Source organism: Pseudofrankia asymbiotica (assembly GCF_001983105.1).
In the GTDB taxonomy this organism is placed as follows: domain Bacteria; phylum Actinomycetota; class Actinomycetes; order Frankiales; family Frankiaceae; genus Pseudofrankia; species Pseudofrankia asymbiotica.
The window spans coordinates 85,838-111,069 of sequence record NZ_MOMC01000037.1 but is presented as its reverse complement, the minus strand read 5'-3'; the positions used below and the strand labels follow the sequence as shown (position 1 = coordinate 111,069).

Sequence of the window (25,232 nt, the reverse complement as noted above, 5' to 3'; positions counted from 1 at the left end):
GATGACCGGCGTCCCGGAAAAATCTTCAAAGAAGTCCGGGGGATCTGTCGGATCGGGGCGGTGGTGTTCGTAGCAGGGGTGAGGCCGTCCACAAGGGGCCAGGCCAAGGCGAAGGAGCCGCGATCATGAAGCTGACGACCATGACCCAGGTCACCATCGATGGAGTGACGCAGGGGAACGGCGGTGCGTCGGATGAGGACCGCAGGAACGGATTCGAGCGCGGCGGATGGGCTCTGGGGGCGGGGGACGACGAGACCAGGGCGTTCATCACGCGGACCTACCAGCGCGCCGACGCGTTCCTGTTCGGCCGGCGCACCTACGAGTTGTTCGCCGGCTCCTGGGGATCAATCGACCAGATGCACGCACATCCCATCGGCGTGGCCCTGAACGAGGCCCCCAAGTACGTCGCCTCGACCACGCTCACCGCGCCGCGTTGGGAGAACACGACCGTTCTCCGTGGCGACCTCGCGGCGGCCATCAGTGAGCTGAAGGCCAAGCCCGGAGGTGAGCTGCAGGTACATGGCAGTAGCGCCCTGACCCGATGGCTGCTGGCGAACGATCTGGTCGACGAGATGACTCTGATCGTGGTCCCGGTGATCCTCGGCCAGGGCGCGAGACTTTTCCCGGAGACCGGTCCGGATCTCGCGCTCGACCTGGTCGAATCGCGGGTCGACGCGAAGGGCGTGACGATCCAGGCCTACCGGCCGGCCGGGCGCCCGCGGTATGCGACGGCCTGAAGTTCCTGACCACCGAACCACGCCATCCTGACGCCACGGCCTGACGCCACGGGAGATGATCTTCAGATGAGGTACCTGGTTTCCGTGATCGATGACAAGAGTGATCCCGGCAGCACGGACAGGCAGCCTGCCATCAGCGCGTTCAACGAACGACTGATCGCCGAGGGCTACTGGGTTTTCGCGGGCGGACTCGCGGACACCGACGCGGCGACGGTCATCGACAACCGGGGCGAGCAGGCGGTGTTCAGCGACGGGCCTTTCGTGGAGTCGAAGGAGTACCTCGCCGGCGTCTGGGTGTGGGAGGTCCCCGATCTGGATGTGGCGCTCAGGCTCGCCACCGAGGCGTCGAAGGTCTGCGATCGGAAGATCGAGCTGCGGCCGTTCCAGTGATCGACGCCCGGGAGGCGGTCACCCGGGCCCATCACGAGGAGTGGGCGCGGGTGGTGGCCGCCCTGACCAGGCGTTTCGGTGACCTTGACATCGCGGAGGAGGCGGCGGCCGAGGCGTTCGCGACCGCCGTCGAGCGGTGGCGGGCCGACGGCGTACCTCCCAACCCCGGCGCGTGGCTGACCACCACCGCCAACCGCAGGGCCATCGACCGGATCCGGCGCGAGAACAAGCGCGACGACAGGCAGAAGGAGGCTCAGATGGCGTACGACGACGACCCGCCCGAGCCTCTCGGCGCCATCGACGACGACCGGCTCCGGCTGATCTTCATCTGCTGTCACCCGGCGCTGGCGGTGGAAGCCCGCCTGGCGTTGACGCTGCGCATGGTCGGCGGTCTGACCGTGCCCGAGATCGCCCGCGCCTTCCTGGTGGCCGAGAGTGCCATAGGGCAGCGGATCACCCGCGCGAAAGCCAAGATCAAGGCGGCTCGCATCCCCTATCGGATGCCGTCCGTCGACGATCTGCCGGCTCGTGTCTCCGGCGTGCTCGCCGTCCTGTTCCTCGTCTTCAACGAGGGCTATCTGGCCAGCGGCCCCGACACGGACCCCGTACGACACGACCTGACCGCCGAGGCGATCCGGCTCACCCGCCTGATCCGCGCGCTCCTGCCGCGGGACGGAGAGGTGGCCGGGCTGCTGGCGCTGATGCTGCTCACCGAGGCGCGCCGCACCGCCCGGACCTCGGCCAGCGGCGAACTGGTCGCCCTCGACGAGCAGGACCGTGGGGCCTGGGACGCGGAACTGATCGCCGAAGGTCACCGGCTGGTGCGCGAGCGCCTCGCCGCTGCCGCCGCCGGGGTGGCTCCGGGGCGCTACCAGATCCTCGCCGCGATCAACGCCGTGCACACTTCCGCCCGCGACATCCGCGACACCGACTGGTCGCAGGTCCTCGCCCTCTACGACCAGCTCGTCCGCCTCGACCCCTCGCCGATCATCGCCCTCAACCGGGCCATCGCGGTCGCCGAACTCGACGGCCCGGAGGTGGCCCTGGCGGCCATCGACCGTCTTGAGCCGAGGTTGGCCGGCTATCACCCCTACCACGCCACCCGCGCCGACCTGTTGCGCCGGCTCGGCCAAAGTCAGCAGTCACGCGCGGCCTACGACCGGGCCGTAGAGCTGGCCGGCAACACCGGCGAGACCGCCTACCTCACTCGCCGCCGCGACCAGCTGCGGTAGCGCCCGATTCACAGTGGCGATGGCCGCGCCGGCGTCACACCGGCTTCCCGAGCACCATGGCGCGCCGGGCGTGGAGTCCGCCACCGAAAGCCGCAAGACTCAGCAACTGAGCAGGTGCCGCACCTCACGCGAAGGATTCCGTTGCGCGACTCCAGGCTGCGGGCCCTGGCTTGTCTCCCGTCCGCGGCCACACCGACCTCGGCGTCGTCACGTACTCGGCCGTCAGGCGTAGTTGAACAGTGGGGGGAAGACGAGGGCCACGATCCAGGCCCAGGCGGCGTAGACGGGCAGGTAGCTGGTCTGCCACCGTTCGAGCGTCGCGAACGGGGTGCGCCGACGGATGAGCCCCAGCAGTAGCCACGCCGACCAGGTGAGGTTGGCGAGCAGGAGGACGTTCTCACCGAGGGCCGCGGCCTTGTTGGGCGTGGTGCCGTATTCGGTGATGCGCCCGGTGATGGCCAGGAGTACCAGCACGTCGATGGCCAACGCGCTCACGACAAGGGCGAGCTGCAGTTTGTCGAACAGGTCGGGTGGGGCCAGCGGGTCGCGGGCTGAGATCGAGTAGAGCAGCAGCCCCAGCACGATGACCAGGAGCAGGTCGAACAGGATCAGTGCCTGGCGCTCGACGTCGATGCCGTTGCTGGTCCAGCCGATGGCGACGAGGAAGGCGAGCAGGACCGCTGTGAACAGTGGTGTGAACAGCCGTGTGAGCACCGGGGCGATGTTCTCGACGACGCTTTGCTTGGCCTCGACGAGCCATCCGGCCACGACGACCCCGGCCGCCGCGCCGCAGGGAAGGAGCCACCCCGCGACGAACTCCTCCGGGACGATCCCGATGGCCTTGAAGGCGCCGGTCGTGAATGCGGTGAGGRCACCGCCGCCGAGGGCCATGAGGACGAAGTAGATGAACCATTCGCCGGTGAAGCGGATGAAGTCCATGCGTCGGCGGGACGAGCGCCAGTCGTCGGCCAGGTAGGCCAGGCCGACCACGAGCCACAGGGCGATGGGCAGGTGGATGCTGGTGATGACCAGCGACTGCGAGCTGTCCGCCAGGGAATAGGCGTTGGCCGCGACGGCGCCGAGCGCGAACAGCGCTACCAGTATCCCGATCAGCGGGCGTCGGGCCTGCCGGCGCCAGGCGAGGAAACCCGCGAGCCAGGGCAGCACGAGCAGGCTGACGTTCGGCCCGTAGAACGAGGCCGACGCGTCGTCGGACAGCCTCATCCCGAACAGCTCCGGCGCTTTGATGGACAGCGCGGCACCTGCCGCGCAGAGGGCCATCACCCGCAGGTCCCGCCGCGACCGGGCGTCCGCGGCCGGGTTCGCGGTCAGGACCAGCTGCTTCCACAGCCGTTCGGAATGCTCCCGGGCGAACTCGCGGGACAGGTCGTCGAGGCTGCCCATCCGTTTGACCGCGACCAGGAACGCCTCATCCGGGTTCAGGCCGGCCTCGACGAGTTCGTCCACGGAACCGCGGAGATGGTCTTCGAGCTCGTCGGCGTCGGGTGACCGCAGCTCCCGGCGGCGCCCCACGTACTGGCGCCACTGCGCGAGCTGCGCCTCCAGCTCCTCCTGCCCCTCCCGCGCCGTCATGCCCAGCCCTCAAGCGGAGTCGCCGTCAGCGTCCCGCGGTCCTCAGTACCCAGCCAGATCCCCTTGAGCGCCTCCATGACCGTGGCCCACTGAAGGCGCTGCTCGGCGAGCTCGGCCAGGCCCGCCTCGGTGATGCGGTAGTACTTGCGCCGCCGCCCGCCCGTCACCGACTGCCAGCTGGACTCCACCCAACCGAGGCGCTCCAGCCGATGCAGCAACGGGTAGAGCAGGCCCTCCGTCCAGTCCAGCTCCCCACCCGACAGCTCGTTGATCCGCTTGAGGACCGCGTAGCCATAGCTCTGCTCCTCGGCCAGGATGCCGAGCACCATCGGTGTCGCCGAGGCAGCCACCAGATCCTTGCCGACCTTCACCAGGCCTCACTCCGTTCCCTACCCTAGAAGTGCAATGCATAGTACTGCTAGGTAAAGGAGGTGTCACGGCTGGTGCGGCGCCTGTGCCTGATCGCCGGCCGAGCCGCTGGCTCGCTCTGGTACCGAGTCGAAAATGACTTGGGGTGAGGCTGCCAGGGTGACCTGGTGGGCGAAGCCATCTTCCCGACAGTCCCCCGTCGACGCACACGCCTCGTTGGTGGTCGGCGCAGCTGGGCCAGGCATACTTGCACTCGTGGAGACCAACGGGGTCACCGTGGGGGAGACCGCCGGCGGTCCCCCTGTAGCCCGGCGCCGTCGCGGCTGACGCCGTGAGCACCACGACGGGGGAACGCCCAGGGGAAGAACGCTGGGACTTCTTCATCTCGTACACCAGCGCCGACCGTGACTGGGCGGAGTGGATTGCCTGGGAGCTGGAGGCGGCGGGCTACCAGGTCCTATGACAGTCAGCATCCGGTGCTCGCGCTCGGCCACGCTTTCTTCGCCGCCGGAGGTGTCACCCTCGCGTGGGCAGGTATCGTCGCCGGCCTGGTCGGTGGCCTCACGGAAGGGCTCACGGCGCATCTTGGAGCCGTGCAGGACGTGATCGTGGGCCTCGGCTGGGCGGCCGGCGCGGTTCCCGGCGCGGGGGTGGGCGCGGCTTTCGGCGCGCTCCTCGGCGTCGGYGTYCAGTACGCGCTCGACGCCCGGCTCCGCCGGCCCGAGGATCGCCCACCAGCGTCGGCGTTGGCCGACGAGCTCTCCCGGCTGGCGCAGGGCTAGGAGCCGCGTCCGGCCGGGCAGGTGATCGCTGCTTGTGCCCTGTGGTGGTCGTGGAACGGCGGGCGGATTCCAGGGGCGCGGTGGACCCGAAGTCGTGGGGGAGGTGTGGGTCTGGCGGTATGGTCCGCGACCCGCCGCACCGGATCTCGGCGAGGTGCGGGACATGCTGCGTGCTGAGACGGTGCCTGGCTGGGACGCCGACGTCGAATTGATGCGGGTGGGCTGCGTGGCACCCGCATCCGACGCACCCGCATCCGAGACGCCCGCATCCGCGGCACCGGCAGCCAAGGAGGTCTCCGCATGAGCACCACCTACACCGTCCGCGACTCGGCGACGATGCTGCGGCGCAACCTGCTGCACATCCGCCGCTACCCCTCTTTGTCGATCATGCTGATCGCGCAGCCGATCCTGTTCCTGCTGCTGTTCGTGTACGTGTTCGGCGGGACTCTGGGCGCCGGCCTGCCGGGCCAGGAGGGCGGCGGAGACCGCGGGGACTACCTCGTCTTCATCACGCCGGGCATCCTGTTCATGACCGTCGCCAGCGTCGCGCTCGGCACCGCGATCTCGACCGCGACCGACATGAACACCGGGATCATCGCCCGGTTCCGCACGATGAACATCGCCCGGGTGTCGGTGCTCACCGGCCACGTGCTGGGCGCCGTCATCAGGACCGGATTCGCCGTGGTGATCGTGGCGGCGTTCGCGTTCCTTCTCGGGTTCCGCTCCGACGCCGGTCCGCTCGACTGGCTCGGCGCGGTCGGGCTGCTGATCCTCGTCGCGTTCTCGCTCACCTGGCTGACCGTCGGCATGGGGCTGGCGGCGGACAGCGTCGAGACGGCCAGCAACACCCCGCTGTTCCTGATGATCCTGCCGTTCGTCAGCAGCAGTTTCGTGCCGACCGACGCGATGCCGACCGGGCTGCGTCAGTTCGCGGAGCACCAGCCGTTCACCCCGATGATCGACACGTTGCGCGCACTCGTCACGGGTACTTCGACGGGCTCCGACCCGTGGTTCGCGATCGGCTGGTGCGTCCTGATCGCGCTGCTCGGCTATCTCTGGTCGCGCCGGCTGTTCCTGCGCGTGCCCGCGAAATAATGATCCCGGGGACGGCGGTCAGAGGGCATGCGAAAGAAGATCATTCTCGCGTGCCCTCTGGCTTCTGGGAGACTGGCGCGGTGCTCACGATCAGCCAGCTGGCGTCGTATGCCGGCGTCACCGTGCGCGCGGTGCGGCACTACCACGCCAAGGGCCTCCTGCCGGAGCCCAAACGCGACCGCTCGGGTTATCGGCGTTATGGCGCCCAGGCCGTCGCCGAGCTGATCAAGATCCGTACGCTCGCCGACGCCGGCGTGCCGCTCGCGCGCAGCTCCTCGACGCCGTCTTCCTCGACTCGATGCGGATCGCTCCTCGGCTCCTGGAACTACTGGAGGAACGCGGCTGGCGCGGCTGGACCAAACTCGAGCGCATCCCCACGCCCGAAGCGACGGCCACCGTCGACGGCGCCGGTTGACGTCGGCGGCGCCGGTTGGCGTCGGCGGCGCCGGTTGGGGAGGCCACCCGGCGATCACCGCACCGGTGATCACGGCGCGGTCATCGCGTGGTCTCCAGGTAGGCGTGCGCGCGCGCGAGGACGGCGGTGATGACGGCGTCCGCGACGCCCAGGTAGTCGTCCTCGGCGGGTTCGCCACCGGCGAAGGCGGCGATGGCGCGGCGCTCGGCCGTCAGGTCCCGCCAGGCGGCGTCGGCGGTGGCGCGCATGCGGGCGGTGTCGACGCGCAGCCCGCGCAGCAGCTCGCTGGTGTGACTGGCCGCGACGACCGTGCGGCGGGCCAGGTCGCGTACCGTCGGCCACTCGGCGTGCCAGGCGCCGTCGGGTCGCTCGTCACCGGCCAGCGCGGCCGTCAGGTGCAGTGTCGACGCCAGGGCCGGCGCCGTGAGGGCGGTGCGGCGGATGAGCACCGAGAGAACCGGGTTGCGCTTCTGCGGCATGGTCGACGAGCCGCCACGCCCGGCCGCGGCCGGCTCCGCGAGCTCGCCGATCTCCGGGCGGGACAGCGCGGCGACGTCCGTGGCGATGCGGCCCCAGGCGTCGGTGCCGGCGACCAGCGCGTCGCCGATCGCGGTGAAGGTCGTGCGGGTCGTGTGCCAGGGCGGCGCCGGTCGCAGGGCGAGCGTGGCCGCGGCGTCGGCGGCGGCTCTGGACACGGCCGAGACGGGGTCCGCGACGCGGCGCAGCGTGGCCAGCTCGACGGCGGCCGAGAGCGTCCCGGCCGCGCCCCCGAACTGCGCGGGCAGCGCCACCCGGTGGCGAAGGAAGACGGTCTCGTCGGCGCCCCGCAGATGGATGTCGAACGCGAAGCGGCTCGGGCGCCGGGCCGGCGGCGCTGTTCATGGTCCGCAGCGTAGGAGCGCCAGGGGCGACCGCGCCACCGGCGGCGCCCGCGACCGGCGGCGCCCGCGACCAGGCACCGCGCGATGGGTCGAATCGCGACGGGTCGAACCGGAGCGGGGGCGAATTCTACGCCAAAGCCGGTCCCGCGATTACACCCGACCTAGGGTAAAATGTCCGGGTTGACTGTGCTAGACAAAGTACATGCGACGAACAGGCCGCTCTCCATCGTCAGCGGCGACGATCCCCGTGTCATCTCCGTGTTGTCTCTGTGGAGAAAGCGGCGGCGCGGTGCTTCCACGGTGTGATCATCTGGCTTGCGAAAAGGCCTGACCCAGATCGGCCGCCGGTACTGGYGACTTCAGGTCAGACGCTCCGCGGCCAATTAATCCAGTAGACAATCGCGGCGTTGGGTAGATATTTTGCCGAGCCTGTTCGCGGCATTTTGCTCGACGCCTACCTTCGGCCTATGAGCGTGGATGTGGAACTTCCCTATATAGACGTACTGCTCGAGAAACGTAGCCAGGGTGACCGGAAGGCGGATGCCTTCTCTCGACATATACACTGGGGGCTGTGGACGCGGCTGCGCGGTACGGGAATCCGAGGGCGCGGCGTCGTCGCCGCGCAGGAGCGTCTCGATGACACGGTCGCCGGCGGGGCGCTGATCTCCGACGGCATGGCCGTTCTGGATGTCGGCTGCGGTTTCGGGGGAACGCTCGGGCGACTGTCCGAACGGCTGCCGGCGACGCGGCTGGTCGGTGTGAACATCGACCATCGGCAGCTTACCCGGGCCCTGCCCACCCGGGCCCACCTCATCTGCGCGGACGGCTGCGCGCTCCCGCTGCCCTCCGCCGCGTTCGACGCGGTTCTCGCGGTCGAGTGCATCTTCCATTTCCCGTCCCGGCTCGCCTTCCTCGAGGAGGCGCAGCGGGTCCTGAAACCCGGCGGACGGCTGTCCCTGTCGGACTTCGTGCCCGCGGACCAGACGGACCCGGACAATGCCGCCAGCCGCTGGTTCGAGGACCAGGTCGCCAAGGGATACGGCCGGCAGTCGAAGTGGTCGGACGGCGACTACCAGGCAATGGCCGACAAGGCCGGGCTCGTGGTCGAACAGGACACGGACGTCACCAGGCTCACCCTGCCGACCTACCTCTACCTGCTCTCATCCGGTATCGCCCGCGCCGTCACCGGCCGCGGGCATGTCTCGGTCCGCTCCACGTTCCTTCTCTTCCTGCTCTCGGCCCTCGGCGCGGTCCGGTACCGCCTGGTGGTCCTGCGCAAGCCGAGTGATCTGCCCCGAGGCGAGGACCCTGGTCAGGCGGCGTCACTGTTCGAAGAGCCGAACGACCACGTGAACGTGGCGTCGTCGGTAGGGTGACGCCCCSGGGGCACGAGGCTGACCAGGGCGCACCTCAGTGGTCGTCCGCCGGTCTCTCCCTCGTTGATTCAGCTCCGGCCAGGTCGCGAGCGTCAGCGCCAGCTTCGTGTTCTCATACATCGGGATGAAGCACGCCGCCCGCCTCGCCGCCGAGCAGCCGGTGACCATGTGAGGCCTCGTGGCTGAGCCGCGGCCCCGTGGGCCGGTGGTACGCGTCGATCCTCTCGGTGCCGAGCTTGAGCTCGGGCCCGGAGAGACGATCATCGAGGCGGCGTGGCGGCTCGGATACCACTGGCCCACGACGTGTCACGGCCAGGCGACCTGCCTGGTGTGCCAGGTGGAGGTGCTCGGCGGCGCCGAGCACCTCGTCCCGCCCGATGACGAGGAGACCGACGCCCTCGCGGCGCGCCTCCCCGGCGACCCGCGCCGCGACGCGACCGACCCGCGTCGCGACCCCACCGACTCGCGGCTCGCCTGCCGTACCCGGGTGACCGGTGATGTCGTCGTCCGCAAGAAGGGCGTCCGACGCGTCCAGACCGTGCCGATCCAGGATGACGGCCCGCTCTGACGCGAGCCTTCCGCCGCGAACCTGTCGCCGACTCCGCTGACCGACTCTCAGCTCGGCTCCGGGACATACATGCCGACGAGTACGTCAGCCTCAGGCGCCGACCACATCGGCCCTCGTCCGCCCACGGGGTGTGGCGGTCATGACGACGGTCTTCGCCCCCACGGGCCATGGCCGGATCCCCTGGGGCGCGACGGGCTAGGCCGGCCGGTGCCCACGAAGGTCCGTCGGCTCATCAAGGTCCGTCCGCTCATCGAGTCGGTCAACGACACCCTCAAGGACAGCCCGTCTTGAGGCCGTCGTCGCCGTCACGCAGACGCCGGGCCGCGAGGTCGAGCCGCCACCGGGTCAGGTAGGCCCCTGGCGTGTCGACCCGTCACCGCCCGGAAGCGCCGGGTGAGGGTCGCGCGTGACACCGCCACCTCGCGGGCGAGCGCCTCGGTCGTCCAGGCGCGGGCCGGGTCGCGGTGCAGGGCGGTGACCGCGGCGCCGACGAGCGGGTCGCGCAACGCGCCCAGCGCTGAGGACCGCGTGCCTTCGGGATCGCCGGCGAGCCATGCGCGCAGCAGCTGGACGAGCAGGATGTCGAAGACCCGAAGTCGACGTCCGCTGTCCGAGGTCATCCGAGATCGTCCGACCTCCTTGTCGAGGCGGCGGCTGATCGACTTCGATGATCCGCGCAGGGCGGTAGGCCCGCTCTCGCGTCGCGATCGACCGTCGAGGAGAGGCACCATGCGTGCAGCGCGCCCGCGCCGAAGATTTCTCGGACTCACCGCAACCATGGTCAGTGCGGCCTTATCGGCCATTCTGGCGTTCACCGTCGGCACCGCCGCGCCGGCGGCGGCGGCGACCCGCACCGTCAACGACATCGGCCCGGTCGTGTCCTCGCTCGAGTTGAACAAGGGCTATGAGATCTCCCGGGACTGCGGGTTCACCGGCGTCCCGCAGGCGAACGTGATCGGCGTGCTGTGGCTGTTCTGCGACACCGCGGTAAGCCCGACAGGCCAGCGGGTCTGGGGGACGACCGCGGGCACCGCGCAGGCGTTCACCGCGCCGAGCCAGTCGCTGTTCGGCGATTTCACCGACGCCTCGGGCAACAACGTGGTCCAGTTCATCCCGAACCCGTCGGGCTTCTCCTGCGGCGGTACCCTCGCCGCATGGGCCAGCGGAATCGCGTCGATCCCGACGTCCTCTCCGAATCCGCTCCTCATCATTCCGTACGTGGTGATGTGCCTGAACGGAACCAATACGAGGCCGCTTGCGTTGCGGATCGTGGACTACGACTACACGACGAACACCTTCAGCAACGACAGCCCGGTCGGCGGCACCGGGATCTTCACCGGCAACCCGCTGGCGGACAACCGAATCCTGGGCTCGCCGGTGGTCTACAACGGCTCGCTCTACTTCTACACCGGTCTCTGCACCAGCTCCGCCTTCGGCGACTGCTCCGCCGGGACCGCCCAGGTCGCGAAGGTCACCCTGGGTAGTACTCCGTTCGCCGCGTACAACGCGAGCAACCAGAGCGGTGGCCATCGCTGGCTGGACCCCCGTAACTACACCTTCAGCACACTGGCCGCCACCTCCGGCGGTTTCACTCCGATCACCCCGGCGAGCTTCGACGTCCACCGGTATCCGGCGTTCTCCGGATCACCGTTTGTCGCGATCGAGCAGGACGACATCGGCGGGAACATCACCGTGTTCTCGTCGAGCAGCCCAACCGGGCCGTTCACGCCGAGATTCACCGCGGCCGTCCCGTGCAACAGCACCACCGGTGACGGAGGCTTGTGCCGGGCCTACATCGGCCATCCGGAGTCGAGTACGTCCAGCAAGCTGATGCTGTCCTACTTCCAGCCAAGCGACAGCCATGGCAACGGCCACGTGCGGACCGCCTGGATTCCCTGGAGCTGACCGGATCTCATCGCCATCGGGTCGGCCCGGTCGCCGCTGTGCGACCGCGGCCGGCCCGACGCGCGTCGCCCGCGGCCCGACGCGCGTCGCCCGTCGCCCTGGCGCGCGTCGCCCGTCGCCCGGCGCGGCTTCACCCGCCTGGCAGCGCTCGCGCCGGCGCTCGCGTGGGCGCTGGCGTGGGCCGAAGGAAGCCGTTAGACGTCAGACGGCGCGGGCCGCGCGGAGGCCTTCCCGACCGGCGACCCGCCACGACCAGGCGATGGTGACCAACGTGGCCGCGACAGGCAGGGCGGTGCCGGTGATCCCGCGGACCGCGACGAAGACCTCTGTCGTCTGGGATGTCAACAGCCAGTACGTGAAGKCGGAATTCCCGAGGTTCACCGCCGCCCACAGGAGGGTGAGCCCGAGGAACAGTCTGCGCACGCCGGGCCGGGCCGTCACACCGGGAGGCAGCGGGCAGAAGTCGCGAGCCAGCCGATGCACGAGGGGCCGCGGCGAAAGAGCCGACAGCAGGAACATCATCCCGACGATGCCGGCGACGATGACGGGTTGAAGAAAATAGACAAAGGCGCTGCCGCTTATGATCGCCACCACGGTGCGCACGGTCAGCCCGACCGAGGACAGCACCAGCAGCGCCGGGATGCGCCGCTTCGCGGCCAGGCGCCGGCTCACCGCGGCGTATTCCCACACCAGCGCGGCCAAGGCCGCCAACGTGAAGCTGGAGAAGTGCAGGACAACAAGGAAAAGAACCGCGGGTACGACCGTCGCCTCGATGAGATGAGGCAGCCCGTGCCTGGCTATCATCGTCGGCTTGGGAAGCCGGGCGTCCGCCGGCGGGACCATGTGGCCGGGTCCCGTCTCAGCGGCGGCCGGGCGGTGAAACCGTGACCTCGCTCCCGTCAGAAAAATCATGTCTCCAACGGGTCGACGCTGCGCCGGCTGTTCGTTACCGCGTCACGATACGCCCGCCCGTCGCGGGCAGTGGGACCGGCCCGTCCCGACCGTGTCAGGCCGGATCGAGCGGGACGCCCGGGTTGAGCAGCCCGTCAAGGTCGAGGCCGCGTTTGACCGCGCGCATCATCGYGATCTCCTGAGACGGCCGGGACAGCCCCAGCCACGCGTGCCTGGCCCGGCCGACGCCGTGCTCGGCGCTGATGCTCCCGCTGTGCGCCGCGATGAGCCGCGGCACGGCGTCCGTCACGGCCTCGGCCGCGCTGGTCGCATCGAGCACGTTGACGTGCGGTATCCCTCGTTCTGGTTCCCGTCCGGGGTTGCGGCCGCGCCGGGGGTTGCCGCCGCGCCGGAGGTCGCCGCCGCGCCGCCGGCTGGCGTAAGCCCGGCGCTGGGCGAGCTCATCCCAGCAGCCGGACCCGGACGGTCTCCGGCATCGCGGCCAGCGAGCCGAGGACGGCTGCCGGGTAGTCGACAGCTATGTCGGTCAGGACGTACCCGTACTCGCCGCGGGTGTCGAGGAGCTGGCCGTCGATGTTGACCTTGTGCTCGGCCAGCAAGCTGTTGATCTTCGCGAGCACGCCCGGCACGTTGCGGTGCAGGTGGGCGATCCGACGTCCGCCCGGCCGCGGCGGCAGCGCGAGGTGCGGCAGGTTGACGCTCATGGAGGTGCCGCCCTCGAACTGGTAGTCCCGCAGCTTGCCCGCGACGTAGCGGCCGATGTCCTGCTGGGCCTCCTCGGTCGAGCCCGCGATGTGCGGCGTGAGGATCACGTTCGGCAGGTCTCGCAGCTCGGAGCGGAACTCGTCGCCGCGCCCGGCCGGCTCCTGCGGGAAGACGTCGATCGCCGCGCCGGCGAGATGCCCGCTCTCCACCCGCGCGCGCAGCGCGCCATGGTCCACGACGAAGCCGCGCGAGAGGTTGAGGAAAAGGCTGCCGGGCCGCATGCGGGCGAACTGCTCGGCGCCGAACATCCCGCTGTTGCCGGCGCGCCCGTCCACATGAAGGGTCACGACGTCCGCGACCGCCAGCAGCTCGTCGAGGCTGTCACAGCGGCGGGCATTGCCGAGCGCCAGCTTGTCGGCGGTGTCGTAGAAGTACACGCTCATGCCGAGCGCCTCGGCCAGCACCGACAGCTGCGCGCCGATGTTGCCGTAGCCGACGATGCCGAGGCGGCGGCCGCGGACCTCGTGGGCCGCCTCGGCCGACTTGTCCCACACGCCCGCGTGCATGGCGGTGTTCTTGAGGGTCAACCGCCGCGTCAACGCGATGATCTCCGCGAGCGCGAGCTCGACCACGCTGCGGGTGTTGGAGAAAGGCGCGTTGAACACGGCGACGCCTCGCTCGCGCGCGGCGCCGAGATCTATCTGGTTGGTACCGATGCAGAACGCGCCGACGGCGAGCAGGTCCGGCGCCTCGTCGAACACCGCCTCGGTGACCTCGGTCTTCGACCTGATCCCCAGCAGCTGGACGCCCGCCAGGGCCGAGGCCAGCGCCCGAGGGTCGAGCGCGCGGTCGATCGTCTCGACCTCCGCGCCGGCGGTCTCGAGAATCCTCGCGGCGTCCGGGTGGACGTTCTCTAGCAACAGCGCGCGCACGGCAGAGGCCCTCATCGGCAGGTGACAGGTCTCTCGCAGTCTACGAAGCCGGCGGCCGGTCCTCGGCGCAGCACGCGGGCCGATCATCACCGGCCGTCGGCGACACCGTTCGTGGCTGGTTCAGGCGGAGCTGGTCGCGTCGGTGACGACGGTGGACAGGCCGCTGCCGAGCGCGCCGAGCCAGCCGACCGCCGTGTGCACGAGAGCCGCGGCGTCGCTGGGCGCGGTCATGACGTAGAAGGCCGCGAAGATCCAGAATGCCCATGGCAGTACAGCCTTCATCGTCACGCCAACCCCTTCACGGACAGTCTGTGGTCGGACTGTAACTGTCCGTAGCCAACGCTGCTGGCTTCGCGACCTGGGCGGGATCAGACCTCGGGCCCTGGACTCGGCGGTGGGGCGGTGGGATCAGCTCGGATTCGGCGTGGTTGTGGCGGGGAGGTGCTTGAGGCCATTGACGGAGGTGGAGCGGAGGTGTTCGGGCGGGCCGGTGATCGTCAGACCCGGGAGCTGGCGGAAGATCTCGCGGAAGATGACGGTGAGTTCCGTGCGGGCGAGGTGAGCGCCGAGGCAGTAATGCGGTCCCGGGCCGCCGAAGCCGAGGTGGGGGTTGGGGTCGCGGGTGAGGTCGAGCTGGTCGGGGTCGGGGAAGACGGCGGGGTCGCGGTTGGCGGCGGCGTAGTACAGCACGATCTTGTCGCCGGCGTCGAGGTGGTGGCCGCCGAGGGTGGTCTCGCGGGTCGCGGTGCGGCGCATGAGGGCGACGGGGCTTGTGTAGCGGACGATCTCGTTGACGGCGGTGGGGGCGAGACGGTCGTAGTCGGCGGCCCAGGCGGCGCGGGCGTCCGGGTGGGTGTGCAGGGCCCAGAGGCCGAGGGCGATGGCGTTGCGGGTCGTCTCCTGGCCGGCGAAGGCGAGGAGGGTGAAGAACGAGGCGATCTCGCGGGTGGTCAGGCGGTTGCCGTCGACCTCGGCCTGGACGAGGGTGGTGAGCAGGTCGTCAGTGGGGTGGTGACGGCGGTGCTCGGCGAGGTCGGTGGCCAGGCCGGCGAGAAACGTGCCAGCGTCGAGGTAGGCGCGGATCGGGTCCTGCTGGTCGGGGACCAGCTCGGGATCCCCGCCGGAGACGATCACGTTGGAGGCGGCCAGGAGGCCAGCGCGGTCGTTGTCCGGGACGCCCAGCAGGTCGCAGATGACGGCGAGGGGAAACGGCGTCGCGAGGTCGCTGACGATGTCGATCCGCCGGCCCGCGGCGGCGCGGACCGTGTCGGTGGCGGCCTGTTCGATGTGGCCGCGCAGGGTGCGCAGGGTCCGGGGAGTGAACGCGGCCGCGACGAGGCCGCGTAGCCGGCCGTGGCGGGGGTTGTCCATGTTGATGATCGACCCGAAGAACTCGTTGAAGTCAGCGGGAAGATCGTTGATCCACAGGGCGCCGAGGCCGGAGCGGAAGTCGGCGGGGCGGCGGGAGGCCTCGGCGACGTCGGCGTAGCGGGTGAGTGCCTGGTAGCCACCGCCGCGAGGCAGGCCGGGGATCGCCGGCTCGTCGAAGACGGGGAGGCCGGGGTCCTCGCGCAGCCGGGCCAGGTAGGCGAGCTTCTGATCAGGCGAGGCGTCGCGGAACCGGCGGCTCGAAGGCCAGACCGGCCCCGGCGACGCCGCGGCGGCGTCGCCGGCCGCGTCGGCGCTCGCGGCGAGGGTCACGGCCTCAGGCCTGGTAGGTGTAGCGGATCTGTGGGGGCTCACCGAAGAAGGACACGATCGAGGTCAGCCGGCCCTCCGGGGTGAAACGAACGATCTCGACGCCGGTGAGGACGGACTGGCCGGCGCGGTCGCGCAGCGCCCAGGCGTAGCGGACGGCGTCGTGGTGCGCGTCCACGCCGGAGGTGCGGACGGGTAGGTAACCGGGGTAGGCCGCGGTCAGCTCACCGATCAGCTCGGCGAGGGCCCGCGGGCCGACGCAGCTCTTGAGTGGATTGGCATAGGCGACGTCATCGGCGCACACCTCGGCGAGCAGCGCGGCCCGCTTGCCGGTGTCCGGGGCGGTCCAGGCCTCATGGACGCGGCTGGCGGCGGCCGTGGCGGTCTGGGCGAGGTCCTGCGTGACGCCGTCGCCGAGGACGACGGGTTCCTGCCGGCTGACGGACTCGCGGCTCACTGCTCTCCTCCCCACAGCCGCGCCGCCTCGGCACGCTGTAGCTTCCCGGACGGGGTCTTCGGGATCGACCCAGGTGGTAGCGCGTGGACGGCGGCTGGGCGGACCCCGACGGCGGCGAGGACGGCGGCGGTGACCCGCCCCCGGACGTCCGTCTCGTCGTGGCCAGGCCGCAGCTCGAAGGCGACGGTGACGCTGTCGGTCGCGGCACCACCCCGCCGGGTGGCGAACGCGACCGCGTTGCCCGGGCGCACCCCGGGCACGGTGGCGGCGGCCTGCTCGGCCTCTTCGGGGTGGATGTTCCGCCCCCCGATGATGATCAGATCCTTGGCGCGGCCGCAGACGACCAGCTCGCCGTCGACCAGGTAGCCCACATCGCCTGTCGCGAGCCAGCGGTCTCGGGAATGGGTGTGACCGCCATCCCCAGCGTCGCCGCCAGCGACGTCGGGGGTGTCGGGGGTCTCGGTGAGGTACCCGGCGATCGACGGGCCGGCGACCTGGATCTCACCGACCGATCGCTGCGGGCGGTCCGCGTCGGTGACGGGGTCCACGATCCGGACCCGGGTGCCCGGTACCGGCTCGCCGAGCCGGGCGAACCGCCGCGTCCGGCGGCCGCCGAGCGCCGGCTCGGCGCGCCGCTGGTCGGCGAGGATGTCCGCGTCGACCTCGTCGACCCGCAGCCCCCGATACGGGTCGGGCATCGTCACCGCGAGGGTGGCCTCGGCCAGGCCATACGCGGGCAGGAAGGCCTCGCGCCGGAACCCGTGCCGCGCCGCCGCGTCGAGGAATGCCTCGATCGCCTCCGGGTCGATCGGTTCGCCGCCGGACAACGCGACCTTCACGCATGACAGGTCGAGTGCCGGGCCGGTCTTCAACAGCCTTCCGGCCATCGCGTAGGCCGAGGCGGGCCCCATCAGCACCGTCGCCCGATAGCGGGCCGCATTACGCATCCACGACGATGGCGAAGCCAGATAGTCGTTCGGCGAGGAGATGAGCACGTCACAGTGCCCACAGGTCAGCTGGACCGCCAGCGCGCCGATCAGCCCCATGTCATGCGACAGCGGCAGCCAGGTCAGCAACCGGTCATGGACCTCGTCGTGACGGATCCGCTCCCGGATCGCCGCGATGTTCGCCGCGAGATTCCCGTGACTCACCCGGACGATCTTGGGGGTGGACGTCGTTCCGCTGGTGAACTGCAGAATCGCCGGGTCATCAGCGGTCAGGTCCGGCGCCTTCCACACCCCGACGGGCTCGGCGGCCAGCGCGTCGGCCAGCAGCTCGACGTGGGCACCCCCCGCCACCAGCGCGTCGGCCAGCGCGTCGTACGGCGCTCCCAGCAGCACCAGCGGCTCACCGAGCGCCGCCAGCCGGGCCAGGGTCTGCCCGACGTAGGTCTGAAGATCCGTGGTCCTGGCCGGCGTCGGCGCGACAGTCACACTCGCGCCCGCCAGCCACGCCCCTACGAGCGCGGTCACGACCGGCCGCGAGGGCAGCCCCAGAATGACTACCCGTCCACCCCGCCCCAGACCTCGGACGTTCTGCAGCCAGGCCGCCACATCCTCCGCCTGCGCGAAGAACTCCGGCCACGGTAGCTCGTCATCATCCTCCTGGCCGAGGAAGACGATCCGACCACCCTGCAGCCTCGCCCGACGGCCAGCCTCGCGTACTCGGTTAAAAGCCGAGTTCARCCAATGGGGCCGGCGGTCCCGGTGGGCGGAATGAGCTCACCCAAAGTTACGATCAACCGGGAGCCGCTGCCTGCGCGGGAGTGTCGGCCCCGGCATGTCGGCGAGCTCGCCGCCCTCGTCATCGCTGGCCATCGCGCGCTTAATCCGCCGATTCTGGGCTGAGGGCCCAGTTGGCGCATCCGTTTGGGGCCCGCGACCTGTGCGGACTGGTCGACCAAGTCGATCTCTTGGTTGATGATCTTTCGCGCCGCTTGCTGGCGATGACGACGGCCGGTGCGGTCTGTATGGGCACCCGTCCAACGCCACCCCACCTCACCTCACCTCGCCCCGCCCCGCCCCGCCCCGCCTCACTCCGCCCCGCCCCGCGCCGCTGCCTCGGCTGAAGCCACTCCACCTGGGGCGGGTGGCGTCGAACCACCTGGGCCGCCGTGCCCGTGCCCCTCCGGGTGCGGGCGCGGCGGCCTCCTGGCTGGCGGTGAGGGGGGTTGGCGGCCCCGCGAGGAGCCCGGCCGAAGCGTGGATCTAAGAAAATCAAGATCAATATCTTGAAAGTTGAAATTTCTTCAGGTACAACTTGAAATATGACAGAACGGGCGATGGATTGGCAGGAGCTCACGAACCTGACCCGAGGCCAGCCGTTCGTCGTCGAGCGGGTGCGCCTGGCGGGTAGCGGCGTCGCGATCGAGGGCGAGTTCGAGCTGCCGCAGCTGGCTCAGCTGGGAGTCGAGGATCAGGTCTTCGTCACGGCGTTCGTGCGGTGCCACGGGTCCATCAAGGAGATGGAACGGATCTTCGGGGTGAGCTACCCGACGATCAAGTCGCGGCTGAACCGGATCATGCAGATGCTCGACTTCGTCGAGACCGATCCGGCGCCGTCGCGGGCCGACGTCATCGATCGGCTGCGCCGCGGCGAGATCACCGCACAGCAGGCGCTGTCCGAACTGGAGCCTGGCACGTGATGCCGCAGCTGGTGACGGCACACGTCAGACGCCCGGACGGTCGTCCGATCCGGATCTGGGTTCCGGTGCTGCCTGTGGTGCTCGTGCTCTCGCCGTTCGTGGTCCTGGCCGTACTGGCGGCGGCCGTGGCCTGCCGCGTCTACGGCGTCAGTGTGGTGCGGGCACTCGGCACCGGTTGGYGTGTCATCTCCGCGTTGCCCGGCACCCGGGTCGACGTCGAGCAGGGCCGCATGGCTGTGCTCGTAACCATCCGATAGGAGAGGTCTCGATGAACGAACAGCGCAAGGACATCCTCGACATGCTGGCCGAGGGTAAGATCACCGCGGCGGAGGCGGAGCAGCTCATCGCCGCGCTCGAGCGGGACCAGCCGCCGGCGGCGGCGAGTCTCGACGCCCGGCCCAAGGGCAGGGCGAAGTACCTGCGGGTGGTGGTGGACACCGTTGAGAACGGCGAGCCGGGGCGGGTCAACGTGCGCGTGCCGCTGCAGCTGCTGCGGGCCGGCGTGCGGCTGACCGCGCTGATCCCGCCGCAGGCGCTGGGCCGGGCCAACACCGAACTGAACAAGTCGGGTGTGCCGTTCGACCTGACGCAGCTCAAGCCCGAACAGCTCGAGGCGCTCGTGGACCAGCTCGACGAGATGACCGTGGAGGTCGACCAGCCCGACGCCAAAGTGCGGGTCTTCTGCGAGTAGGCGCCGTCCGGTTGGACGGACCCCCGAGAGGGTGCTCGAACACCCTCCCGGGGCCGCGCCCGCGACAGCGGAACACGGTTGAACCGCCAATCCGAAGCCTAGCCACTCATCGGCGCGTAGCGGAGGGGCCACTCGTCCGAGTGGCCCCTCCTTCCATAGAGCCGGAGAGCCGGAGTGGGCCGCCGAAGCGCATGTCCGAACATATGGTCTAATCGCGGCGTGGTTGTGACCGACAGGTCGGCCGCGCGCCGCGCGGCGATGGCGCACGTGCTGCGGGTTCTCGCCGCGTCCCCCTGTGCCGAGCACTTGGTGCTGCGGGGGAGCGTGACGCTGAGGGCCTGGCTGGGCGAGGTCGCGCGCGAGCCCGCGGACATCGATTTCGTCGTGACACGCATGGGCGTGGGCGCGGACGGATCCCCGACCGCGGACATCGGCGAGCAGGCCCTGGTGGCCGGCATCCTGGCGGCACTCGCCGAGGACCCGGTGCCGGGTCTGCGCGCGGACCAGATCGAGGTCGATGACATCGACGGCTACTACGGCTACCTCGACCAGTACCCGCTCGACATCCTGCCGCGGCGGTCGGGCTCGCGGTTGCCGGCGCGACTGCCCCACGGCTTCCAGGAGGAACGTCCGGACGAGCCGCCGGGAACGAGTCGCCAGCCACCGATGACCCGCCTGCGGCTTCGGTACGGCATTGGCGACGAGCGGGACGTGCTGCAGGTTGACCTGGCGTTCGGGGAGCGGCTGGTGGAGGAGCCGGTCATCGTGGAGATCCCGCCGCTGGGTACGCGGATGATGGCCGCGACCCCCGCGCTCTCGCTGGCCTGGAAGGCGTACTGGCTGCTCAACGACGTCCCTGCCCGGGGCAAGGACCTGTACGACGCGGTCCTGCTCSCCGAGCGCACCCAGGTGTCCCTCGGTCACCTCTGCGCCCTGCTCATGGAGCTCCTGGACCAGCTCGACGTGATCAGGCCGCTCGCACCCGGCCAGGTGAACTGGGACCGTTTCCGCGCGGAGCATCCCCACATCGACGGCGACGCCCGATCCTGGCTCAACCGMTTGGGCACAGCGCTCGCCGCCAGCTGATCTCCCCGCAACCGCGAAGGGGACGGCCGCTACACCGCCGCTACGAGGCCGAGCCGATGGCCAGCCCACGGTCAAGCCAGCCGGCATCGAGGTGCGTCGCGTCGTCATACACGACGTATTCCGCAGAGACGTCCCGCACCTCGAATCCACTAGCCCGGACCGCCGCCAGAAGGGCGTCGAGCCGGCCGGTCGCGGTCCGCCGACCGGCATCGTGGCAGCGCTGGGTGACGAACCTGTCCTCCCATCCATCGGCAAGGACCCGGCGGGCGTTCCGTGACGGCCGGGCACCGTGGCCGCGCACCGTCGAGGCCAATGCGTCCGCCATCCGCTGGTCACCGGACGGCAACCGGACCTTGATGTGGTGCTCGAAGTACAGGTCGGCGGGCGCCTGGTCGTCGAACTCGGGGACGCCCTCATTCCAGGGCGCGGCCTCGATTTTCATGCGAAGCACCCGCAGTCCCGCGGCCTCGAGTCGAGTCCTCCAACGGGCAGCCAGCCCTCGGACCTCGGTCGACGTCCCGTTGCCGGGCACCGTCAGCATCGGCTGCGAAGGGGTCACCCCCTGATCGAGCTCGATGTGGCTGAACTTGGCACCATGCCGGTCGGMGAATGCCGCGAGTGCGTCCACCTCCATGGCCGAGCAGGTCAGATGTACCTCGAAGTCACCAGACCACACGCACGCATCATGCCGCGACCCGCGGTCCGGACGGAATGTGTCGAACATTCTCCGGGCCCTCAGCGTGTGGCCAGACCCGGCAGCAGTGCGGGAGGTTCCAGACGTCGGTGACGACCCGGGGAATGTCGAGTCGGCAGAGCTGCCCGCCCGTGTCGCCGACCATCATCCACTCGCCCCCTCCTCGCGGAGATCCCGTTCGCCGACGGCTCGATCCCGGTGACCGCCAGGCGGCTCACCCTGGCGTCGCCCAGCGGCGGCGCCACTCCGCCGGGTGGTCTCGACATGGCCGGGGACGTCGGCGAGTCGTACATCAACGACGCTGGGCAGGCCGCCGGGCCGCTGACGGCACCTGGCAGGGCGACGGCTCCGAGTTCGGAGTCGTCTGGGACGTGACCCCACCCGCGTAGCAGGGCAACGCTCCGGATCGTCGTTCAGCCAACAGGGTCCGCGTCGACCAATTCTGGACACGTAAAGTTACGAGGCGACTTCTCTTTGTGTCTGCGTTAGCCGTTGGGCGCCCCCCGTCAGGGCCTTTGTCGGCCCTGACGGCTGCGTCGGTGAACTTCTGTGTTTGGGTGGCGCGACGGGTGGGATAAAGCTTCCGAAATCACGACGGGTGATCGTCGAAACGCTTCACCTACCTGGAGGCTCCCGTGGTCTGGACCATCATCTTCTGGCTTCTGCTCGGCCTGGTGGCCGGAGCTCTTGCGCGTTTCCTCGTGCCCGGCCGTGACCCGATGGGCATCGGCGCGACCATCGTCCTTGGTGTCGTTGGCTCGTTCCTCGGCGGATTTCTCGGTTACCTCATCTTCGGTAAGGACCTGAACGAGGGCGCGCTGCAGCCGTCCGGGGTTGTCGGGTCCATCATCGGTGCGATCATCGTTCTGCTGGTTTACCGGGCCGTGACCCACCGCCGCGTCCTGCGCTGACGCCGCGGTCATAAGGACCGATCCCGTCAATCCACAAGAGAGATGGATCGGCCGGCGGGCAGGTCACGCTAGACATTCGCTCCCACGTGAACGGGCGGTTGGGGTGCCACCACGGCACCCCAACCGCCCGTCGCGGTTAAACCCATCAGCGCGTCGAATCACCGATCAGCCTGGAGGCGAATCGTGCTCATCGCCGAGGAACTGCTCCTGCTCGCTCTTGACCCGGCCAAAGGCTCGCCGGTGAATTCGTCACGGCAGCCGTTGACCACGACGCTGAGCGGCGCGCTCGTCGCCGAGCTCGGTCTCTCCCACGGCATGATCGTGGACGGCAGGCGATTCCACCCGGTGGGGCCTCCACCGTCCGACCCGCTGCTGGCGGCGGCGCACCGAGCGGTCGGCGAGGTGAAGGGCCGCCGCGCCGCCGACCAGGTGCGCCGGCTCGACAAGGCGCTGGGAGGAGTCTGGAACATGGTGCTCGACCGTCTCCTCGAGGAGAAGATCGTCGGGCGGGAACGGCGACGGATGCTGCTTTTTCCGGTAGTCCGGCACCCGGTACTGCGAGCCGACCTGCGCGACGACATCGTGCGCCGTGCCCGGGAGGCGGCCCGCGGCGACGGCCCGCTTGACGCGCGTACGGCCGCGCTGCTCGCGCTCACCGGCCCCTCGCGGCTCCTCGAGGTCGTGGCACCGGACCGCGCCGACCGCGAGCACGCCAAGGAGCGGATAGCCACCGCCACGTCCGCGACGCCGGTCGCCCCGATCGTGGTGCGGGTCCTGCGGGAGGCGCAGGCGGCGACCAACGCGGCGATCGGCGCCAGCGTCGCCGCGGCCGCGGGGAGCAGCTCGTCCTGACAGGCACCGACCGCGCGAATCGGCGCGGGACGTCGAGCGGGACGTCGGGCGTGACGTCCACATTCGAGATCGGGCCCACCGAGGACGGCTCTGGGGCAGGCCCGGGTCCCGGTACCGCACTTCCGCGTCACGCGGTGACGGTCACCGGGAGAGTCTCGTAGCCGCGCAGGACGAGGCGATCCCGGCGGGTAGGCGCCCCGGCGGGAGCCAGGTCGGGAAAGCGGTCGAGCAGCCGGGGGAACGCCGTTCCCGCCTCGAGCCGCGCCAGGCTGTTGCCAAGGCAGACGTGCGCGCCGGCGCCGAAGGCGAGCGGCGCGCCGCCGACGCGGGTGGGGTCGAAGCCGCCGGGGTCGGGGTAGCGGTCGGGATCCCGGTTGGCCGATCCGATCAGCAGGACAAGCTGGCCGCCCTTGGGGATCGGCCTCCCGTCCACGGCCAGGCCATCCGCGCGCGCCACCCGCAGGGTCGCCTGGACCGGTGAGTCGTAGCGCAGAACCTCCTCGACGAATCCCGCGATCGGGACGTCCCCGGAACGCAGCCGCGCCGTCAGCCGGGGCCGTTCGAAGAGGATCGCGAGGCCGTTGCCGAGGAGGTTCGTGGTCGTCTCGAATCCCGCGACCAGGAGGACGACCAGGTTGGCGACCAGTTCGACGTCGGACAGCCGGCCGTCATCGGTGTCGCGGGCGGCGATCAGGGCACTGATGAGGTCGCCGCCCGGGTCGCCGCGCCTCTCGGTGATCAGTTCTCGGAAGTAGCGGGACAACTCCCGCGCCGCCGCGCCCGCCGGCTCCAGGTCGGCGGGGTCGGCCGTGAGTTCCAGGGCGACGGTCAGGTCCGCCGCGGGCGCCCGGAACCGGTGGCGGTCGGCGACCGGTACGCCGAGCAGCTCGCAGATCACCGAGACCGGGAGCTGGAACGCGAACTCCTCCATGAAGTCGAACGGCGCGCCGTCGGCGCCCGCGTCCGACAGCCCGTCCAGCAGCAGGTCGACCGCCTTCTCGACCGCCGGCCGCAGGGCCGCGACCCGGCGCGGGGTGAACACCGAGGAGATCAGGGATCGCATCCGGCCGTGCCCGGGCGGGTTCGCTCGCAGGATCGACCGGTTCAAAGCCGCCAGCGCGTCGTGCTCGGTCGACCCGTCGGCGGGCTCGGCGATTCCGAAACGCGGATCGCGCAGCACGCGGTTGACCGCGGCATGGCTGGAAACGAGGTACCAGCCGTCGGCGATGACCGCGACCGGGCCGAGCTCGAGTGCTCGCGTGTAGAGCGGGAACGGGTTGGTCCGCCCCTGCTGGGTCGTCAGGGCCTCGATGATCGCCGCCGCGTCCATCGGTCCGGGGGCGGGTCGCACGGTCGCGGCGCTGGCGTGCGTATCGAGGTGGGCCCCGGCCGTGGCACGCTCGACGGTGGTCACGGAGACCTCCATTAACTTGAACATGAATGTACGAGTTAGCTGGCACGTTACCATCAACTCGAATCAACGGGTACGGGTTACTGGTGATCGTCTGGGAGGGTCGGGCGGCGGTGGGCGCAAGCACCTCGACCGGGCAGCGGACCCAGCGGGCCCAGCGGGCCGACGCGCGCCGCAACGTGGAGGCGATCCTGGACGCGGCCACGCGCGGCCTGCGGCGCGACCCGAACGTGAGCATCGCGGACATCGCGGCCGAGGCCGGCGTCGGTCGCATCACGCTCTACGGCCACTTCAAGACCCGGGCCGACCTGGTCGAAGCCGTCCTCGCCCGCACGATCGGCCACGCGCACGCCGTGTTCGACGGCCTCGATCTCTCCGGTGACCCGGTCGAGGCGCTGGCGACGCTCGTGACCTCCTCGTGGCGGGTCATCGAGCAGCACCGTGGCGTGCTGGGCGCCGCGGCGCGCGAGCTGGGGCACGAGCGCATCCGCGACGTGCACGACGACATCCTCACGCGCGTCGGCCACCTGGTGGAACGCGGCCAGGCGGAGGGCGTCTTCCGCGACGACCTGCCCGGCTCATGGCTCGTCACCGTGATCCTCACGCTCATGCACACCGCCGCCCAGGACGTGGACGCCGGCCGGCTGGCCGCTGCCGACGCCGGCCTCTACCTGGTTCGCACGCTCGTCGCCGCCCTCACGCCCCCCGGCTCGATCGTCCCGGTCCGATAGCCGCCCGGGGCCCGGGCACGTCCGGGCGGAACGGCCTCGAGGGGAAAGTCGTGCTGGAGGTCGAGGGTCCGCCGCCGGGAAAACCCAGGTCAACGAGCCGAAACCGAGATCCCGCGTCTTGTGGGGCCGGATCGGCCTAGCCTGGCCTCGGAGGTGAGATGAGTG

Annotated in this window: 28 protein-coding genes and 2 pseudogenes; 17 read left to right on the top strand and 13 right to left on the bottom strand. The window is 70.4% G+C overall.

What is annotated here, in order from left to right:
• Positions 1-125: 125 nt before the first annotated feature.
• The 3 genes from BL253_RS18880 (at position 126) to BL253_RS18870 (ending at position 2,359) form a co-directional block, all read left to right on the top strand.
• Positions 126-737 carry a dihydrofolate reductase family protein gene (locus tag BL253_RS18880; protein WP_076818433.1) on the top strand — a complete coding sequence of 204 codons (612 nt, stop codon included), beginning with the start codon at positions 126-128 and terminating at the stop codon, positions 735-737.
• Positions 738-803: 66 nt separating this feature from the next.
• Complete coding sequence (locus BL253_RS18875; RefSeq protein WP_076818432.1) at positions 804-1,127, top strand: YciI family protein; 324 nt, start codon at positions 804-806, stop codon at positions 1,125-1,127.
• Positions 1,124-2,359 carry an RNA polymerase sigma factor gene (locus BL253_RS18870; RefSeq protein WP_076818431.1) on the top strand — a complete coding sequence of 412 codons (1,236 nt, stop codon included), beginning with the start codon at positions 1,124-1,126 and terminating at the stop codon, positions 2,357-2,359. Before BL253_RS18875 ends, BL253_RS18870 begins: the two co-directional genes overlap by 4 nt.
• Before the next feature lie 222 nt (positions 2,360-2,581).
• Here BL253_RS18870 and BL253_RS18865 read toward each other — a convergent pair whose 3' ends face one another.
• Both BL253_RS18865 and BL253_RS18860 read right to left on the bottom strand, forming a co-directional pair.
• Complete coding sequence (locus BL253_RS18865; protein WP_076818430.1) at positions 2,582-3,952, bottom strand: permease prefix domain 1-containing protein; 1,371 nt, start codon at positions 3,950-3,952, stop codon at positions 2,582-2,584.
• The gene (locus BL253_RS18860; protein WP_076818429.1) at positions 3,949-4,323 is read right to left on the bottom strand and encodes a PadR family transcriptional regulator; all 375 of its coding nucleotides are present in this window, start codon (positions 4,321-4,323) and stop codon (positions 3,949-3,951) included. The genes BL253_RS18865 and BL253_RS18860 overlap by 4 nt, the downstream gene beginning before the upstream one ends.
• Before the next feature lie 329 nt (positions 4,324-4,652).
• On the opposite strand from BL253_RS18860, the gene BL253_RS18855 reads away from it, so the two are divergent.
• The 4 genes and pseudogenes from BL253_RS18855 to BL253_RS18840 all read left to right on the top strand — a co-directional run.
• Positions 4,653-4,784, top strand: coding sequence for a toll/interleukin-1 receptor domain-containing protein (locus BL253_RS18855; protein ID WP_241834925.1), 132 nt, complete (start codon positions 4,653-4,655; stop codon positions 4,782-4,784).
• A 13-nt stretch (positions 4,785-4,797) separates the two neighbouring features.
• Entirely contained in the window at positions 4,798-5,103 is a 306-nt protein-coding gene (locus BL253_RS18850; RefSeq protein ID WP_076818428.1) for a hypothetical protein, read from the top strand.
• A 300-nt stretch (positions 5,104-5,403) separates the two neighbouring features.
• Positions 5,404-6,198: an ABC transporter permease gene (locus tag BL253_RS18845; RefSeq protein WP_076818427.1), complete on the top strand. Its 795-nt coding sequence runs from the start codon at positions 5,404-5,406 to the stop codon at positions 6,196-6,198.
• An 80-nt stretch (positions 6,199-6,278) separates the two neighbouring features.
• Positions 6,279-6,467, top strand: a pseudogene (locus tag BL253_RS18840) (MerR family transcriptional regulator); the annotation flags it as partial.
• A gap of 226 nt (positions 6,468-6,693) precedes the next feature.
• Here BL253_RS18840 and BL253_RS18835 read toward each other — a convergent pair.
• Positions 6,694-7,404 (bottom strand): lyase family protein, encoded by a 711-nt coding sequence (locus BL253_RS18835; RefSeq protein ID WP_241834924.1) that lies wholly within the window; start codon positions 7,402-7,404, stop codon positions 6,694-6,696.
• A 557-nt stretch (positions 7,405-7,961) separates the two neighbouring features.
• Between BL253_RS18835 and BL253_RS18830 the strand changes: the two genes are divergently transcribed.
• Positions 7,962-8,870: a class I SAM-dependent methyltransferase gene (locus BL253_RS18830; RefSeq protein ID WP_241834923.1), complete on the top strand. Its 909-nt coding sequence runs from the start codon at positions 7,962-7,964 to the stop codon at positions 8,868-8,870.
• Positions 8,871-9,048: 178 nt separating this feature from the next.
• Positions 9,049-9,438, top strand: a complete 390-nt coding sequence (locus BL253_RS18825; RefSeq protein WP_241834922.1) for a 2Fe-2S iron-sulfur cluster-binding protein — start codon at positions 9,049-9,051, stop codon at positions 9,436-9,438.
• Between the two features lie 283 nt (positions 9,439-9,721).
• Here BL253_RS18825 and BL253_RS18820 read toward each other — a convergent pair.
• Positions 9,722-10,031 (bottom strand): annotated as a pseudogene (locus tag BL253_RS18820) (helix-turn-helix domain-containing protein); the annotation flags it as partial.
• Positions 10,032-10,215: 184 nt separating this feature from the next.
• Between BL253_RS18820 and BL253_RS18815 the strand changes: the two are divergent.
• Complete coding sequence (locus tag BL253_RS18815; protein WP_241834920.1) at positions 10,216-11,343, top strand: hypothetical protein; 1,128 nt, start codon at positions 10,216-10,218, stop codon at positions 11,341-11,343.
• Between the two features lie 201 nt (positions 11,344-11,544).
• On the opposite strand, the gene BL253_RS18810 is transcribed toward BL253_RS18815, so the two are convergent.
• The 7 genes from BL253_RS18810 to BL253_RS18785 form a co-directional block, all read right to left on the bottom strand.
• The gene (locus tag BL253_RS18810) at positions 11,545-12,186 is read right to left on the bottom strand and encodes a VC0807 family protein (protein ID WP_076818424.1); all 642 of its coding nucleotides are present in this window, start codon (positions 12,184-12,186) and stop codon (positions 11,545-11,547) included.
• 163 nt (positions 12,187-12,349) lie between these two features.
• Positions 12,350-12,574 carry an FAD-linked oxidase C-terminal domain-containing protein gene (locus BL253_RS18805; protein ID WP_241834919.1) on the bottom strand — a complete coding sequence of 75 codons (225 nt, stop codon included), beginning with the start codon at positions 12,572-12,574 and terminating at the stop codon, positions 12,350-12,352.
• Positions 12,575-12,695: 121 nt separating this feature from the next.
• Complete coding sequence (gene serA, locus BL253_RS18800; RefSeq protein WP_076818423.1) at positions 12,696-13,892, bottom strand: phosphoglycerate dehydrogenase; 1,197 nt, start codon at positions 13,890-13,892, stop codon at positions 12,696-12,698.
• Positions 13,893-14,012: 120 nt separating this feature from the next.
• Positions 14,013-14,180, bottom strand: a complete 168-nt coding sequence (locus BL253_RS42340) for a hypothetical protein (RefSeq protein ID WP_158230378.1) — start codon at positions 14,178-14,180, stop codon at positions 14,013-14,015.
• Between the two features lie 120 nt (positions 14,181-14,300).
• Entirely contained in the window at positions 14,301-15,593 is a 1,293-nt protein-coding gene (locus tag BL253_RS18795) for a cytochrome P450 (protein ID WP_076818422.1), read from the bottom strand.
• Positions 15,594-15,597: 4 nt separating this feature from the next.
• Positions 15,598-16,047, bottom strand: a complete 450-nt coding sequence (locus tag BL253_RS18790) for a nuclear transport factor 2 family protein (protein WP_076818421.1) — start codon at positions 16,045-16,047, stop codon at positions 15,598-15,600.
• The gene (locus BL253_RS18785; RefSeq protein ID WP_076818420.1) at positions 16,044-17,732 is read right to left on the bottom strand and encodes a long-chain-fatty-acid--CoA ligase; all 1,689 of its coding nucleotides are present in this window, start codon (positions 17,730-17,732) and stop codon (positions 16,044-16,046) included. The genes BL253_RS18790 and BL253_RS18785 overlap by 4 nt, the downstream gene beginning before the upstream one ends.
• 596 nt (positions 17,733-18,328) lie before the next feature.
• Here BL253_RS18785 and BL253_RS18780 point away from each other — a divergent pair.
• The 4 genes from BL253_RS18780 to BL253_RS18765 all read left to right on the top strand — a co-directional run bounded on the left by BL253_RS18780 (position 18,329) and on the right by BL253_RS18765 (position 20,468).
• Positions 18,329-18,691 (top strand): DUF2089 domain-containing protein, encoded by a 363-nt coding sequence (locus tag BL253_RS18780; RefSeq protein WP_076818419.1) that lies wholly within the window; start codon positions 18,329-18,331, stop codon positions 18,689-18,691.
• 65 nt (positions 18,692-18,756) lie between these two features.
• A complete protein-coding gene (locus BL253_RS18775; RefSeq protein ID WP_241834918.1) occupies positions 18,757-18,948 on the top strand; it encodes a hypothetical protein in 192 nt (63 codons plus the stop codon).
• 11 nt (positions 18,949-18,959) lie between these two features.
• Positions 18,960-19,382 carry an SHOCT-like domain-containing protein gene (locus BL253_RS18770; RefSeq protein WP_076818417.1) on the top strand — a complete coding sequence of 141 codons (423 nt, stop codon included), beginning with the start codon at positions 18,960-18,962 and terminating at the stop codon, positions 19,380-19,382.
• Positions 19,383-19,607: 225 nt separating this feature from the next.
• Positions 19,608-20,468, top strand: coding sequence for a nucleotidyl transferase AbiEii/AbiGii toxin family protein (locus BL253_RS18765; protein WP_076818416.1), 861 nt, complete (start codon positions 19,608-19,610; stop codon positions 20,466-20,468).
• 40 nt (positions 20,469-20,508) lie between these two features.
• Here the strand turns inward: BL253_RS18765 and BL253_RS18760 are convergent, their stop codons facing one another.
• The gene (locus tag BL253_RS18760; RefSeq protein ID WP_198946311.1) at positions 20,509-21,144 is read right to left on the bottom strand and encodes a hypothetical protein; all 636 of its coding nucleotides are present in this window, start codon (positions 21,142-21,144) and stop codon (positions 20,509-20,511) included.
• A 653-nt stretch (positions 21,145-21,797) separates the two neighbouring features.
• Between BL253_RS18760 and BL253_RS18755 the strand changes: the two genes are divergently transcribed.
• Together BL253_RS18755 and BL253_RS18750 are read left to right on the top strand one after the other, a co-directional pair.
• Positions 21,798-22,073: a GlsB/YeaQ/YmgE family stress response membrane protein gene (locus BL253_RS18755; protein ID WP_076818414.1), complete on the top strand. Its 276-nt coding sequence runs from the start codon at positions 21,798-21,800 to the stop codon at positions 22,071-22,073.
• 183 nt (positions 22,074-22,256) lie between these two features.
• Positions 22,257-22,925 carry a GOLPH3/VPS74 family protein gene (locus BL253_RS18750; protein WP_076818413.1) on the top strand — a complete coding sequence of 223 codons (669 nt, stop codon included), beginning with the start codon at positions 22,257-22,259 and terminating at the stop codon, positions 22,923-22,925.
• Between the two features lie 127 nt (positions 22,926-23,052).
• Here the strand turns inward: BL253_RS18750 and BL253_RS18745 are convergent, their stop codons facing one another.
• Positions 23,053-24,339, bottom strand: coding sequence for a cytochrome P450 (locus tag BL253_RS18745; RefSeq protein WP_241834917.1), 1,287 nt, complete (start codon positions 24,337-24,339; stop codon positions 23,053-23,055).
• Positions 24,340-24,449: 110 nt separating this feature from the next.
• Here BL253_RS18745 and BL253_RS18740 point away from each other — a divergent pair, with 110 nt between their 5' ends.
• Entirely contained in the window at positions 24,450-25,067 is a 618-nt protein-coding gene (locus BL253_RS18740; protein WP_076818462.1) for a TetR/AcrR family transcriptional regulator, read from the top strand.
• Positions 25,068-25,232 lie beyond the last annotated feature (165 nt).